The 13,212-nt window shown below is 72.2% G+C and carries 10 protein-coding genes; 6 read left to right on the forward strand and 4 right to left on the reverse strand.

What is annotated here, in order from left to right:
* Positions 1–147: 147 nt before the first annotated feature.
* The 3 genes from BXA10_RS20730 to mce all read right to left on the reverse strand — a co-directional run bounded on the left by BXA10_RS20730 (position 148) and on the right by mce (position 3,962).
* Positions 148–1,410 (reverse strand): coiled-coil domain-containing protein, encoded by a 1,263-nt coding sequence (locus BXA10_RS20730; protein WP_076472337.1) that lies wholly within the window; start codon positions 1,408–1,410, stop codon positions 148–150.
* 365 nt (positions 1,411–1,775) lie between these two features.
* Positions 1,776–3,131, reverse strand: coding sequence for a crotonyl-CoA carboxylase/reductase (gene ccrA / locus BXA10_RS20735; RefSeq protein ID WP_076472590.1), 1,356 nt, complete (start codon positions 3,129–3,131; stop codon positions 1,776–1,778).
* A gap of 357 nt (positions 3,132–3,488) precedes the next feature.
* On the reverse strand, positions 3,489–3,962 hold the full coding sequence (gene mce / locus BXA10_RS20740; RefSeq protein ID WP_076472339.1) for a methylmalonyl-CoA epimerase: 474 nt from the start codon (positions 3,960–3,962) through the stop codon (positions 3,489–3,491).
* 60 nt (positions 3,963–4,022) lie between these two features.
* Between mce and BXA10_RS20745 the strand changes: the two genes are divergently transcribed.
* The 6 genes from BXA10_RS20745 to BXA10_RS20770 all read left to right on the forward strand — a co-directional run bounded on the left by BXA10_RS20745 (position 4,023) and on the right by BXA10_RS20770 (position 10,891).
* Entirely contained in the window at positions 4,023–5,222 is a 1,200-nt protein-coding gene (locus BXA10_RS20745; protein ID WP_076472342.1) for an acetyl-CoA C-acetyltransferase, read from the forward strand.
* A 123-nt stretch (positions 5,223–5,345) separates the two neighbouring features.
* On the forward strand, positions 5,346–6,281 hold the full coding sequence (gene meaB, locus BXA10_RS20750) for a methylmalonyl Co-A mutase-associated GTPase MeaB (protein ID WP_175649267.1): 936 nt from the start codon (positions 5,346–5,348) through the stop codon (positions 6,279–6,281).
* A gap of 82 nt (positions 6,282–6,363) precedes the next feature.
* Positions 6,364–6,780: an Asp23/Gls24 family envelope stress response protein gene (locus tag BXA10_RS20755; RefSeq protein WP_076472348.1), complete on the forward strand. Its 417-nt coding sequence runs from the start codon at positions 6,364–6,366 to the stop codon at positions 6,778–6,780.
* A gap of 123 nt (positions 6,781–6,903) precedes the next feature.
* A complete protein-coding gene (icmA, locus tag BXA10_RS20760) occupies positions 6,904–8,592 on the forward strand; it encodes a coenzyme B12-dependent isobutyryl-CoA mutase large subunit (protein WP_076472350.1) in 1,689 nt (562 codons plus the stop codon).
* 157 nt (positions 8,593–8,749) lie between these two features.
* Positions 8,750–9,652 (forward strand): tetratricopeptide repeat protein, encoded by a 903-nt coding sequence (locus BXA10_RS20765; protein WP_076472352.1) that lies wholly within the window; start codon positions 8,750–8,752, stop codon positions 9,650–9,652.
* Between the two features lie 84 nt (positions 9,653–9,736).
* Positions 9,737–10,891 carry an arginase family protein gene (locus tag BXA10_RS20770; RefSeq protein WP_342742895.1) on the forward strand — a complete coding sequence of 385 codons (1,155 nt, stop codon included), beginning with the start codon at positions 9,737–9,739 and terminating at the stop codon, positions 10,889–10,891.
* 132 nt (positions 10,892–11,023) lie between these two features.
* On the opposite strand, the gene BXA10_RS20775 is transcribed toward BXA10_RS20770, so the two are convergent.
* Complete coding sequence (locus tag BXA10_RS20775; protein ID WP_076472354.1) at positions 11,024–12,988, reverse strand: penicillin-binding transpeptidase domain-containing protein; 1,965 nt, start codon at positions 12,986–12,988, stop codon at positions 11,024–11,026.
* Between the last annotated feature and the right edge of the window lie 224 nt (positions 12,989–13,212).

Genomic DNA, 13,212 nt, shown 5'->3' on the forward strand with positions numbered 1-13,212 from the left:
CCCTGCTGGGGCGATACGGACGCCCTGTCGGCCCTACTTCACTCGAGTCGTACGGGTAGATGACAGCGGGTGGTGGAAAGCATGCGGCGCGGGCGCACCGGTTGTCCGGTGCGCCCGCGCCGCGTCATGCCCCGAGCTTGCGGTGCGTCAGCCGGCCGACTCCGCGGCCACCTTGTCGCCGTCGGCCTTGCCGGCCTCCGGCGTGGCGGCCGCCGCGGCGGCCTGCCCGTTCGGCACACCCGGCACGATGCCGGCGAGACCGGAGAGCATCTGACCCAGCTGCGACGTGACAGCGTCCTTCTGACGGGTGAGGTCCTCGACCTCCCGGCGAGCCGCCTGGGTGGTCAGCTCGGCCTCCGTCCGCGCCTCGCTGAGCAGGCGCTGCGACTCCGCCTTCGCCTCGTTCAGGGTCTTGTCGGCCAGCGCCTTGGCCTTGTCGACCGTCTCGTTCGCCGTGCGCTCCGACTCGACGCGGCGGGCCTCCGCCCGCTGCTCGATCTCCTTCGCCCGCTCCTGGGCGGCCCGGGCCCGCTGCTCGGCCTCGCTGACCAGCTTCTGGGTCTGCGCGACCTGGGCGGCGTGCCGCTCGGACTCCTCGCGCTCGGCCTTCTCCCGGCGCTCGGCGAGCTGGAGCTCCAGGGCCTGGAGGTCCTTGTCGCGCTTGTCGCGCGCGTCGGTGAGCAGCTTGGTCGCCTCGGCGCGCTTCTCCTCGGCCTCCCGGGCGGCCTTGGCCCGCTGCTGGGTGATCTCCCGCTCGGCGGTGGCCCGGAGGGTGGCCACCTCCCGCTCGACGGTGGACTTCAGCTCGGCCACCTCGTGCGCGGTCACCGTGCGCAGCTGCTTGGTCTCGCGGTCGGCGTCCGCGCGCAGCGTGTCGGCCTCACGGCGGGCCTGGACGCGGACCTCGGCGGCCTCCCGCTCGGCGGCGGTGCGCAGGTTGCCGGCCTCGCGCTCGGCGGTGGCCTTCATCGCGGCCGCTTCGGCGCGAGCCTTGTCGGTGATCTCACGCGCCTCGAGGCGGGCGGCGGAGAGGATTCCCTCCGACTCGCGCTTGGCCTCGTTGCGGTGGTCGTTGGCCTGCTCCTCCGCCAGCCGGAGGATCTGCTCGACGCGGGTGCCCAGGCCGGAGAGCGTCGGCCGGCTGTTCTCCTCGAGCTGCTTGTTGGTGTCCGCGACCTTCTGCTCCAGCGCGGCCACGCGCTGGTCGGCCTGGCGGAGCCGGCGCTGGGCGTCGTTCATCCGCTGCTCGGCCTCAGCGCGCGCCTGCTCGGACTGGGTGAGCGCGGCGGTCATCCGGCCGATGAAGTCGTCAACCTGGTGGGTGTTGTATCCGCGCAGGCCAACGGTGAAATCTGGCTGTGAGTTCGCGTTATCGAAGAACGCGAGAGGGGAGGATTGCTGCTGGGGCATTGGGACATACTGGCAGACGCCCCAGGGTGCTCCGCAAGAGCGGTACGAACCTTTCGAGTCCTCTTTACATGGTCAACTTCCGCGCGTCACGGGAGCCGGCCGGGTGGCGATCTTGGCAGGTCCGGGGTGGGTCGGAAGGTGCCGCACCGGTAGGCGGGAAATGGCTCACGACGGTGCCGGCCGGGCCCTTTGTGCTTACCCCGCGTGAGTGCGCGAATGGGGCGCCGACGGCCCACGGGAAAGGCGGTGGTGCCCGCATTGGTCGAGGAGCCAGTGCCTCGGCAGGTGGCCGTGCGAACGGCCGCACCCGTCCCGCTCGCGGTGGCCGGAGCGGGCGGGGGAGGGCCGGGGTGGGACCGCTGCGGTCAGTGACCGCGGAACCGGTTGATCGCCTGTTCGTGCCGGGCGCGCAGCTGCGGGTCGCGGACACCGAGGCCGTCGCGCGGCGCGAGGCAGCGGACGCCGACCTTGCCCTGGTGGGCGTTGCGGTGCACCTCGTACGCGGCCTGACCGGTCTGCTCCAGCGGGTAGGTACGCGACACCGTCGGGTGCACCTTGCCGAGCGCGACCAACCGGTTTGCCTGCCACGCCTCGTGGTAGTTGGCGAAATGGCTGCCGACGATGCGCTTGAGGTGCATCCACAGGTAGCGGTTGTCGTACTGGTGCTGGAAGCCGCTCGTGGACGCGCAGGTGACGATCGTCCCGCCGCGCCGGGCGACGTAGACGCTCGCGCCGAACGTCTCCCGCCCCGGGTGTTCGAAGACGATGTCCGGATCCTCGCCGCCGGTCAGCTCGCGGATCCGTTCGCCGAACCGCCGCCACTCGTCCGGATCCTGGGTCTCCTCGTCCTTCCAGAAGCGGAAACCCTCCGCGGCCCGGTCGATGACCAGCTCCGCGCCCATGCTGCGACACAGCTCGGCCTTCTCCGGCGAGGAGACGACGCAGACCGGGATCGCGCCGCCGCCCAGCGCCAGCTGGGTGGCGTACCCGCCGAGGCCGCCGGACGCGCCCCAGATCAGCACCACGTCGCCCTGCTTCATGTTCGCGCCGTGGTGCGAGACGAGCTGCCGGTACGCGGTCGAGTTGACCAGCCCGGGGCTGGCCGCCTCCTCCCAGCTCAGGTGCCGCGGCTTCGGCATCAGCTGGTTGGCCTTGACCACGGCCAGTTCGGCGAGGCCGCCGAAGTTGGTCTCGAAGCCCCAGATCCGCTGCTGCGGGTCGAGCATGGTGTCGTCGTGGCCGGCCGAGTCCTCCAGTTCCACGGAGAGGCAGTGCGCCACGACCTCGTCGCCGGGCCGCCACCGGGTCACCCCGGGACCGGTGCGCAGCACCACGCCGGCCGCGTCCGAACCGACCACGTGGTACGGCAGGTCGTGCCGGCGGGTCAGCTCGGAGACCCGGCCGTAGCGGCGGAGGAACGTGAAGGTGGGCAGCGGCTCGAAGATGCTCGTCCAGACCGTGTTGTAGTTGATGGCGCTGGCCATCACCGCCACCAGCGCCTCACCCGGGCCGAGCTCGGGCGTCGGCACCTCCTGGACGTGCAGCGCCTTGCGCGGGTCCTTGTCGCGGCTCGCCATCCCGTCGAAGATCCGGGTCTCGGCTGCCCGCACCACGACGCCCCGGTAGCTCTCCGGCACCGGCAGGCCGACGATCCCGGCGAGTTCCCGCTCCGGCTGGTCGGAGCCCTCAGCGGCCATGATCGCTTCGAGGATGTCCTGCACGGTGACCTCCCGTTCGTCCGCACCCGCACGCGCGGGACTGGGTGCTGCCATCGTCGGCACCGGTACGGCCGGCCACCATGTCGGCGTCCGACACATCGTCGACCGGTCGCGCTCCTGTTGGGGGCGGACGTTACTGAACGGTAGTTAGGTCGGGAAGTCCCATGTGAACAATTGCATCCACCGATGCGTGAAGGTGTCCGAAAGAGCCGGGCACCGCACATCACCGCACGCCCCGACCTCGCGCCGGTGGCTCCGCGCCGGCCCGCCGCAGGCCGGTTGATCATGAGTTTGGCGGCGCGACACGCCGCCGTCCCGCGCCGCCAACCTCATGATCGACGCGCATCTCCGGTGCGTTCCTCAGTGCGCGGCGGCGGGCTCGACCAGTTCCACCAGGACGCCGCCGGCATCCTTCGGGTGGACGAAGTTGATGCGGGAGTTCGCGGTGCCCCGCCGCGGTTCGTCGTAGAGCAGGCGCATGCCCCGCTCGCGCAGCGCCGCGCAGGCCGCGTCGATGTCCGCGACGGTGTAAGCCACCTGTTGCACCCCGGGACCGTTGCGGTCGAGGAACTTCGCGATGGTGGAATCCGGCGTGAGCGGGGCGAGCAGTTGCACACAGCCCCCTTCGACGTCGGGGCCGACGGCCAGCATCGCCTCTCGTACGCCCTGCTCGGCGTTGGTCTCGGTGTGCACGCAACGCATCCCGAACGTCCGCCTGTAGAAGTCGATCGCGGCGTCCAGGTCGGCGACGGCGATGCCGACGTGATCGATCCGGAGCAGCCCGATGCCTGTGACGTAGTCCGCAGCGGGCTCGACGGGGGAGTTCTCTGCCATGACGCTAGTCTGGCCGAACAATCGTTAAGGCGTACGGTCGGCACCCCCTCGGAGGCAGGTATGGCTTCGGTGATCGTCAGCGGCGCGCGGACCCCGATGGGGCGCCTGCTGGGCAACCTCAAGGACCTCCCGGCCACGAAGCTCGGCGGGATCGCCATCAAGGCGGCTCTGGAGCGGGGCGGCGTCAGCCCCGACCAGGTGCAGTACGTGATCATGGGACAGGTGCTCCAGGCCGGCGCCGGTCAGATCCCGGCCCGGCAGGCGGCGGTCGAGGCCGGCATCCCGATGTCCGTGCCGGCGCTGACCATCAACAAGGTCTGCCTCTCCGGTCTGGATGCGATCGCCCTGGCCGACCAGCTCATCCGGGCCGGCGAGTTCGACATCGTCGTGGCTGGCGGCATGGAGTCGATGACGAACGCACCGCACCTGCTGATGGGTCAGCGGGTCGGCTACAAGTACGGCGACGTGGTGATCAAGGACCATATGGCGCACGACGGACTCAGCGACGCCTGGGACTGCTGCTCCATGGGGGAGTCCACCGAGCGGCTCGGCGTCAAGCTCGGCATCACCCGCGAGGAACAGGACGCCTTCGCCGCGGCGAGCCACCAGAAGGCCGCCGCCGCGCAGAAGAACGGGCACTTCTCCGACGAGATCACCCCGGTGGTCATCCCGCAGCGCAAGGGTGACCCGGTGGTGATCAGCGAGGACGAGGGCATCCGCCCGGACACCACGGTGGAGTCGCTGGCAAAGCTGCGCCCCGCCTTCGCCAAGGACGGCACCATCACCGCCGGCAGCTCCTCGCCGATCTCCGACGGCGCGGCCGCGGTGATCGTGATGAGCAAGGCCAAGGCGAAGGAGCTGGGGCTGACCTGGATCGCGGAGGTCGGCGCGCACGGCAACGTCGCCGGCCCGGACAACTCCCTGCACTCCCAGCCGTCGAACGCCATCCGCCACGCGCTGCGCAAGGCCGGGCTGACCGTCGCCGACCTCGACCTCATCGAGATCAACGAGGCCTTCGCCCAGGTCGGCGTCCAGTCCGTCCGCGACCTCGGGATCAGCCCGGCGAAGGTCAACGTCAACGGCGGCGCCATCGCGCTCGGCCACCCGATCGGCATGTCCGGCGCCCGCCTGGTCCTCACCCTCGCCCTGGAGCTGCAACGGCGCGGCGGTGGCACCGGCGCGGCGGCGCTCTGCGGCGGCGGCGGGCAGGGCGACGCGCTGATCATCCACGTCCCGGCCCGAGGCGAGAGCGGTCAGTGAGCAAGTTGAGCGGCCGGGCCTGCGGGCCCGCGCTCGCCGGACGAAAGTAGCCCTGTGAGCGGAACCATCGAGAACGTCCCGGCCGCGGCCACCGCTTCGGTGCGTCGCAGCCGGGACGTGCCCATGCTGGTCGAGCGGGCCCGCGCGGGTGACCACCGCGCGGTAGCTCGCCTGATCACGCTGGTCGAGAACGGCGACGACCTGCTGCGCGACGTCGCGGCGGCGCTCGCCCCGTACGCCGGCCAGGCCCAGGTGGTGGGGCTGACCGGGTCGCCCGGCGTGGGCAAGTCCACCACCACCAACGAGTTGGTGCGGGCGCTGCGCGCGCGGGGGCACCGGGTCGGCGTACTGGCGGTCGACCCGTCCAGCCCGTTCACCGGTGGGGCGATCCTGGGTGACCGGGTCCGGATGCAGGACCACGCCACCGATCCCGGTGTCTACATCCGCTCGATGTCCAGCCGTGGTCACCTGGGCGGGCTGGCCGCGGCCACCCCGCAGGCGGTGCGGGTGCTGGAGGGCGCCGGCTGCGACGTGGTGCTGGTGGAGACGGTCGGGGTCGGGCAGGCCGAGGTGGAGGTCGCCTCGCTGGCCGACACCACGCTGGTGCTGCTCGCCCCCGGCATGGGTGACGCGATCCAGGCGGTGAAGGCCGGCATCCTGGAGATCGCCGACGTCTTCGTGGTGAACAAGGCAGACCGGGACGGCGCCGACGCGACGTACCGCGACATCCAGGGCATGATCGCGCTCGGCGAGCGCGCCGCGGGGCAGTGGCGGCCGCAGGTGACCCGCGCGATCGCCGCGCGGGGCGAGGGGATCGACGACATCGCCGCCGCCATCGACAAGCACCGGAACTGGCTGGTCGAGCACGGCGAGCTGCGCCGCCGGCAGGAGGCGCGGGCCGCCGCCGAGGTCGAGGCGATCGCGCTCGGTGTGCTCCGCGACCGGATCGGTTCGCTACGCGACGGTACGGAGCTGCCGTCGCTCGCCGCGAAGGTGGCCGAGGGGGCGATCGACCCGTACGCGGCCGCCGACGAGTTGCTGGCGCAGCTCGGCACCTGACCGGTCCACTGCGGACCCCTCCGCCTTAGTACGCTCGCACCGCCCCCGGAACACCGGGGGCGGTGCGACGTTTGGGGAGACCATGGCTGAGGACGCGACACAGGGGCAGTCGGTGACGCCGGCCGCGGCGGCGGGCGGGACGACCTCCGTCGACGACGACGTGCTGGAGAAGATCGCGGTGGCCGCCGCCCGGTCGGTGCCCGGCGTGACCGACCTGGGTGGCGACGCGGAGCGGATGCTCAACTCGGTGCTCGACAAGATCGGCCTCGACCAGGTCGGCGACGCCACCCGGGGCGCGTCAGCGAAGGTCGTGAACGGTGGCGCGGTGATCGACCTGAACATCGTCATCGAGGCCGGCAAGACGGTGCCCGAGGTGACCGAGGCGGTCCGGGCGAAGGTGACCGGGGCGGTCGAGGCGTACGGGCTGCGCGTCGACCAGGTGAACATCCGGGTCGACGACGTGGCCCTGACCGACCCGGCCGCGCCGCCGACGGCCTGACCTGCGGCGTCCCGGCGTGCCGGGCCGGCCACGTTACCCGCCGGTACGACTAGCCTTAGCGATCGTTCAGGCAGGGGTTCTACACTCGATGTGCAGTCCAGGACTCGAGGAGGAGCCCCGCGCATGAACGCCGACGAGATCGCCGCCGGTCGGGCCCGCTGGCAGGCCCGGTACGACGCCGCGCGCAAGCGGGACGCAGACTTCACCACCCTCTCCGGGATGTCCGTCGACCCGGTCTACGGGCCACCGCAGGGCGCCGACTACCCGGGCTTCGAGCGGATCGGCTGGCCGGGCGAGTACCCGTACACCCGGGGGCTCTACCCGACCGGCTACCGGGGCCGGACCTGGACCATCCGCCAGTTCGCCGGCTTCGGCAACGCCCAGCAGACCAACGAGCGCTACAAGATGATCCTCGGCGCCGGCGGTGGCGGCCTCTCGGTCGCCTTCGACATGCCGACCCTGATGGGCCGCGACTCGGACGACCCGCAGGCGCTCGGCGAGGTCGGCCACTGTGGCGTGGCCATCGACACCGCCACCGACATGCAGGCGCTCTTCGACGGCATCGACCTGGCCGGCGTCACCACCTCGATGACCATCTCCGGCCCGGCCGTGCCGGTGTTCTGCATGTACCTGGTCGCCGCCGAGCGGCAGGGCGCCGACCTGTCCACGCTGGACGGCACCCTGCAGACCGACATCTTCAAGGAGTACATCGCGCAGAAGGAGTGGCTCTTCGACCCGGAGCCGCACCTGCGCCTGATCGGTGACCTGATGGAGTACTGCGCCCGGGAGATCCCGCGCTACAAGCCGCTCTCGGTCTCCGGCTACCACATCCGCGAGGCCGGGTCGACCGCCGCGCAGGAGTTGGCGTACACGCTCGCCGACGGCTTCGGCTACGTCGAGCTGGGGCTCTCCCGCGGACTGGACGTGAACGTCTTCGCGCCGGGGCTGAGCTTCTTCTTCGATTCGCACGTCGACTTCTTCGAGGAGATCGCCAAGTTCCGGGCCGCCCGGCGGATCTGGGCCCGCTGGCTGCGCGACGTGTACGGCGCCACCAGCGAAAAGGCCCTCTGGCTGCGGTTCCACACCCAGACCGCCGGGGTGTCGCTGACCGCCCAGCAGCCGGTGAACAACGTGGTACGCACCGCCGTCGAGGCCCTCGCCGCCGTACTCGGCGGCACGAACTCGCTGCACACCAACGCGCTGGACGAGACCCTGGCGCTGCCGACCGACGAGTCCGCCGAGATCGCGCTGCGTACCCAGCAGGTGCTGATGGAGGAGACCGGGGTCACCAACGTGGCGGACCCGCTCGGCGGCTCCTGGTACGTCGAGGCGCTCACCGACAAGATCGAGGCCGAGGCGGAGGAGATCTTCGCCCGGATCCGTCAACTCGGTGGTGAGGGTCCGCACCAGATCGGTCCGATGACCTCCGGCATCCTGCGCGGCATCGAGGACGGCTGGTTCACCAGCCAGATCGCCGAGGCCGCGTTCGTCTACCAGCAGGCGCTGGAGAAGGGCGAGAAGCGGATCGTCGGGGTCAACTGCCACACCAACACGGTCGCCAAGGACCTGGAGATCCTGCGCATCTCGCACGAGGTCGAGTTGGAGCAGCGCCGGGTGCTGGCCGAGCGGAAGGTCGCCCGGGACGACGCCGCGGTCAAGGCCGCGGTGAGCCGGATGGTCGAGATCAGCCGCACCGGGGAGAACATGATCCCGGCGATGCTCGACGCGGTCCGGGCCGAGGCCACGCTCGGCGAGATCTGCGACGCCCTGCGGGCGGAGTGGGGCACCTACCGCGAACCCGCCCGCTTCTGACCCCTTCGGCGGACCACACCGCACTGCACCGCGCCGCGCGTCCGCGCGGCGCGGTGCGGTCTTTGCCCGTACGGGTGGGATGAGCAGGGTGAGAACTGCAACTGTCGCCGTCGCGGTTGATCTGAGTTCGGCGACGGCCGTGCGAAACTAGATAACCATGAGCGACCCACGGATCACCTCGTCGATCTTCACTCGCGGCGCGGTCGACCTCAGCGCCCTCCGCGCCCCCGCCCCCACCTCCACGCCGGCCCAGGCCGGTCCGCCTGCCGGCGCGCCCGGTGGCGCCGTCGGCGGCGTCACCGTCATCGACGTGACGGAGGCGACGTTCCAGTCCGAGGTGCTGGAGCGCTCGCTCAACACACCCGTGGTGATCGACTTCTGGGCCGAGTGGTGCGAGCCGTGCAAGCAGCTCTCGCCGGTGCTGGAACGGCTCGCGGTCGAGGGCGGCGGGGCCTGGGTGCTCGCCAAGATCGACGTGGATGCCAACCCGCGCCTCGCCCAGATGTTCCGGGTGCAGGGCATCCCGATGGTCTACGCCGTCGTCGGCGGTCAGCCGGTCGACGCCTTCTCCGGGGTGGTGCCGGAGGCGCAGCTGAAGCAGTGGATCCAGGCGGTGCTCAAGGCCGGTGGCGTGGCGCTCACCGAGCCGGCCGACCCGCGCCTCGACGAGGCCGACGACGCCCTGATGGCCGGCGACCTGGACGCCGCCGAGCGGGCGTACCGCAAGATCCTGGCGGACGCCCCCGCGGACGCCGCGGCCGAGGCCGGCCTGGCCCAGGTGGGCCTGGCCCGCCGGGTCGCCGGCGCCGACCCGCAGAGCGCGCTCGCCGCGGCGGCCAACCCCGACGACGTCGACGCGCAGCTGCTCGCCGCCGACATCGAGGTGCTCAGCGGGTTGGCCGAGCAGGCCTACAAGCGCCTGGTGGACACGGTCCGCCGCACCGCCGGCGACGACCGGGAGAAGGTACGCCAGCACCTGATCGGCCTCTTCACCATCGCTGGTCCGGACGACCCGGCGGTCGCCTCCGCCCGGCGGGCCCTGGCCAGCGCCCTGTTCTGAGCAGCGGAACGGTTCCGAGCACGTAGCAGACCAGTGCGGGCCGGCACACCGGCCGGCCCGCCCGACCGCCGAGGACGGGAGCTCATGATGCGCCGGATCGCCGTCCTCGACGCACCGACGAACCTGGGGCTGCGCCCGCCCACGCCCAGCTCGGTCCCGGGCTGCGCCAAGGCGCCGGGCGCGCTACGCGACCAGGGCCTGCTGGCCCGGCTGCGGGCGCGGGACGCCGGTCACCTCACCCCACCCCGGTACGACCCGGGTGACTGGCGTCCCGGTGACGGCGTCTGCCACGCCCGGGAGATCTCTGCGTACTCGGTGGCGCTCGCCGACCGGATCGGTGCGATCATCGACCGCAGCGAGTTCCCCCTGGTGCTGGGCGGTGACTGCTCCGTGCTGCTGGGATCCGCGCTCGCCATGCACCGCCTCGGTGAGGCGGTCGGCGGGCGGATCGGGCTCGCCTTCGTCGACGGTCACTCGGACTTCCGGCACCCCGGCAACGCCTCGTACGTCGGCGCCGCGGCCGGCGAGGACCTCGCCCTGGTCACCGGCCGGGGGCAGGCCGACCTGGCCGCCATCGAGGGGCGCCGGCCGTACTTCCGTGACATCGACGTGGTGGTGCTGGGCATCCGCGCCCAGGACGAGTACCGCCTCGACCTGCAGGCCGCCGGGATCCTGACCCGGCCCGTGCCGGCGCTGCGCGCCGAGGGCGCCGCGCGGACCGCCCAGTGGGCCCACGAGCAGCTCGCCGAGTGCGTCGGCTACTGGGTGCACATCGACGTCGACGTCCTCGACCCCGCCGTGATGCCGGCGGTGGACGCGCCCGACCCGGGCGGAATCGCCTTCGCGGAACTGGAGATCCTGCTCGCCGGCCTGGTGGACACCCCGCACTGCCTGGGCGTGGAGCTGACCGTCTTCGATCCCGACTACGACCCCGACGGCGCGTACGCCGCCGAGATCGTGAACACCGTCGTGGCCGGGCTCACCCCGGTTACCTCTCCGGGAGCCGTGCCGCCCCGGTTGCTTCCCGGCCCGGCGGACGCGCCGGCCCCCGCCCCGCGCCGTGGCAACGGAAGGCCGCCGGTCGACGCGACGAGGGCGTCGGCTGCTTCGGGCACTGCCCCGTCGGCGGGCAGGTCGCCCGGTCCGGTGTCGCCCGGGCCCGTGTCGGCCGACCCGCTGTCCGGCGGCCCGGTGTCGGCCGTTCCCGGGCCGCCCGCGCCGGCGGCCGACTCCGCCTGATCCGCGCAGCAGGTTGATCGACTCTGTCTACGGCGAGGTCGGGGCAGCCGGCTGAGCGGGACACCCGACTTCCTTGCAGCCGAGTCGATCGCGGGTGCGCGGCCTCGACGTCGGCCGGCCCGAGGTGGATCGTCAGCGCGGTAGGGCGCGGAGGAAGCGTTCGGCGATCGGCACGGCGGAGGCGGTGCTGGCACCACCCTTCTCCACGAAGACGGCGAAGGCGACGTCCCCCTGCCAGCCGACGAACCAGGCGTGGGTGTGCGCCGGGTTGTTGTCGTACTCGGCGGTGCCGGTCTTGCCGTACACCGGCTGCCCCGGCACGTCCTTGAGCGTGCTGCCGGTGCCGCTGGTCACCACTTCACGCATCATGGCCCGTACCGCCTGCACCGAGTCGGCCTTCAGCGGCTGCCCGGCGGCGGCCGGTTTCGCGGGGGCCGGGTCCAGCAGCAGCTTCGGCTGCTCGAAGTGGCCCCGCGCGACAGCCGCGGTGGCGGCCGCCATGGCGAGTGGGCTGACCAGCGTGGTCCCCTGGCCGAAGGCGGCCGCGGCCTGCTCGGCCGGAGACCCGTTCGCCGACACCTTGCCGGTGAACGTGTCGACGCCGAGGTCCCACTGCCCCTCCAGGCCGAGCGATCGGCCGGCGACGGCCAGGCCGTCGCCGCCCAGCTTCGGCGCCAACGCCGCGAACGCGGTGTTGCAGGACTTCGCGAAGTCGGTGCGGAAGGGCACCGCGCCCAACGCGAAGTTGTCCGAGTTCTTGAACGACCGGCCGTCCACGGTGAACGTCTTGTCGCAGTCGACGGTCGTGTCCGGCTTGACCGCCCCCCGGTCCAGCAGGCCGAGGGCACTGACCATCTTGAACGTCGAGCCGGGCGGGACCTGGGCGTTGAACGCGAGGTTCTCGCCCGCCGGACCCGGGCCGTTCGCCGCCGCGAGCACCGCGCCGTCGCTGATCCGTACGGCGACCAGGGCGGAGCGTTGCTTCTCCGCCCGCAGTGCCGTGTCGGCCGCGTTCTGCACGGCCACGTCGAGCGTCGTCTTCAGCGGCTGGCCCGGCTGCGGATCGCGGTGGAACACCTCGGTGCCGGTCGGTACGAGCCTGCCGTCCTCGCCGGGACGCTTGACGATCACGGTGAGGCCGGGTTGGCCGCGCAGCCGATCGTCGTACCGGCCCTGCAACCCGCCGTGGCCGACGAGGTCGCCGGCCAGGTACTTCTCCGGGTGGGCGGTCAGGTCGTCGGCCTGCGCGGGGTCCACCGAACCGAGCAGCGCCCGGGCGAACTCGCGGGTTGGCGCGAGGTCCAGCTTGTCGGACTGGAACTTCGTGCCCGGCAGGTCGTAGATGCGTGGCTTGATCTGTCGGTACGCCTCGTCCCGCAGCGTCACCACCTCGACGAACGCGCCGTCGTCCGCCTCCGCGAGGCGCTTGGGCAGATCCGACAGGTCGATGGCCGGTACGATCGCCGGCCGGATCGCCCGGAACGCGGCGTCGAGCTTCTTGACGAGCCCCGGCACGTCGCTGACCTGCTCGGGCTGCACGCCGACCCGTACGACCGGACGTGGCTCCACGATCGGCTTACCGGCGGCGTCCAGCACGCCCGCCCGCGGACCCGGGTCCCGGCGCAGCCCGAGCCGGTCCCCGGGGGTGAGCTGCTCCTGGACCAGCTGCGGCTCCCAGATCACCTGCCACTGGCCGTCGTCGGCGTGGGCCAGCCGGACCTGGCGGTCGTACGCCCAGCGGGTGTTGCCCGGAAGGGTCCACTCGACCTGGAACCCGGCGGTCGCGGTGTCGGCGGTGATCTTCGCGTCGCCCTGCCGGCGCAAGGTCGGCGGCGTGGCCGCCAGCTCGCCGGAGAGCTCCTTGATCTCCTTGAGCACCTCGTCCGCCGGCATTTTGGCGCCGGTGGCGTCCACGAAGCCGACCGCCTGCAGGTTGCCGGAGCGCCAGCCGGACAGGAACGCCTCGACGGTGCGCTCCGGGCCGTCCTCGTCGGAGCACGCGGTGAGCGCGCCGGCGGCGAGCAGCGTCGCGGTGAGAGCGACGAGACGGCGGCTGGGACGGGTGCGGCCAGGATGGCGCGGGTACGACAGATGCATGTAGCAGGGCCCTCCGCAATCGGTCGCCTCACCGTAGTACGGCAGCGGCGTGCCCACCGCCCGGGTGGGCTGCGACGTGGTGAAAGACGGCTCGGGGCGGTGTGATGAACATCGCGCGACGGGGTACTCGGCAGGCGGCGAACCTCGGACCCGCCAGGGGCGAATGAACAGAGTCCCGATTCGGACGTCCGGCACATGGTCCGCCCGCGAAGGGGTGGACCGGT

This window comes from Micromonospora avicenniae, from assembly GCF_900156065.1.
Lineage (GTDB): Bacteria > Actinomycetota > Actinomycetes > Mycobacteriales > Micromonosporaceae > Micromonospora > Micromonospora avicenniae.

Bases quoted from the DNA above. Each gene is read 5' to 3' on its own strand.
- BXA10_RS20730 (WP_076472337.1), bottom strand. From the start codon at position 1,410: ATGCCCCAGCAGCAATCCTCCCCTCTCGCGTTCTTCGATAACGCGAAC.
- mce (WP_076472339.1), bottom strand. From the start codon at position 3,962: ATGGCAGAGAACTCCCCCGTCGAGCCCGCTGCGGACTACGTCACAGGC.
- BXA10_RS20745 (WP_076472342.1), top strand. From the start codon at position 4,023: ATGGCTTCGGTGATCGTCAGCGGCGCGCGGACCCCGATGGGGCGCCTG.
- meaB (WP_175649267.1), top strand. From the start codon at position 5,346: ATGCTGGTCGAGCGGGCCCGCGCGGGTGACCACCGCGCGGTAGCTCGC.
- BXA10_RS20755 (WP_076472348.1), top strand. From the start codon at position 6,364: ATGGCTGAGGACGCGACACAGGGGCAGTCGGTGACGCCGGCCGCGGCG.
- icmA (WP_076472350.1), top strand. From the start codon at position 6,904: ATGAACGCCGACGAGATCGCCGCCGGTCGGGCCCGCTGGCAGGCCCGG.
- BXA10_RS20765 (WP_076472352.1), top strand. From the start codon at position 8,750: ATGAGCGACCCACGGATCACCTCGTCGATCTTCACTCGCGGCGCGGTC.
- BXA10_RS20770 (WP_342742895.1), top strand. From the start codon at position 9,737: ATGATGCGCCGGATCGCCGTCCTCGACGCACCGACGAACCTGGGGCTG.
- BXA10_RS20775 (WP_076472354.1), bottom strand. From the start codon at position 12,988: ATGCATCTGTCGTACCCGCGCCATCCTGGCCGCACCCGTCCCAGCCGC.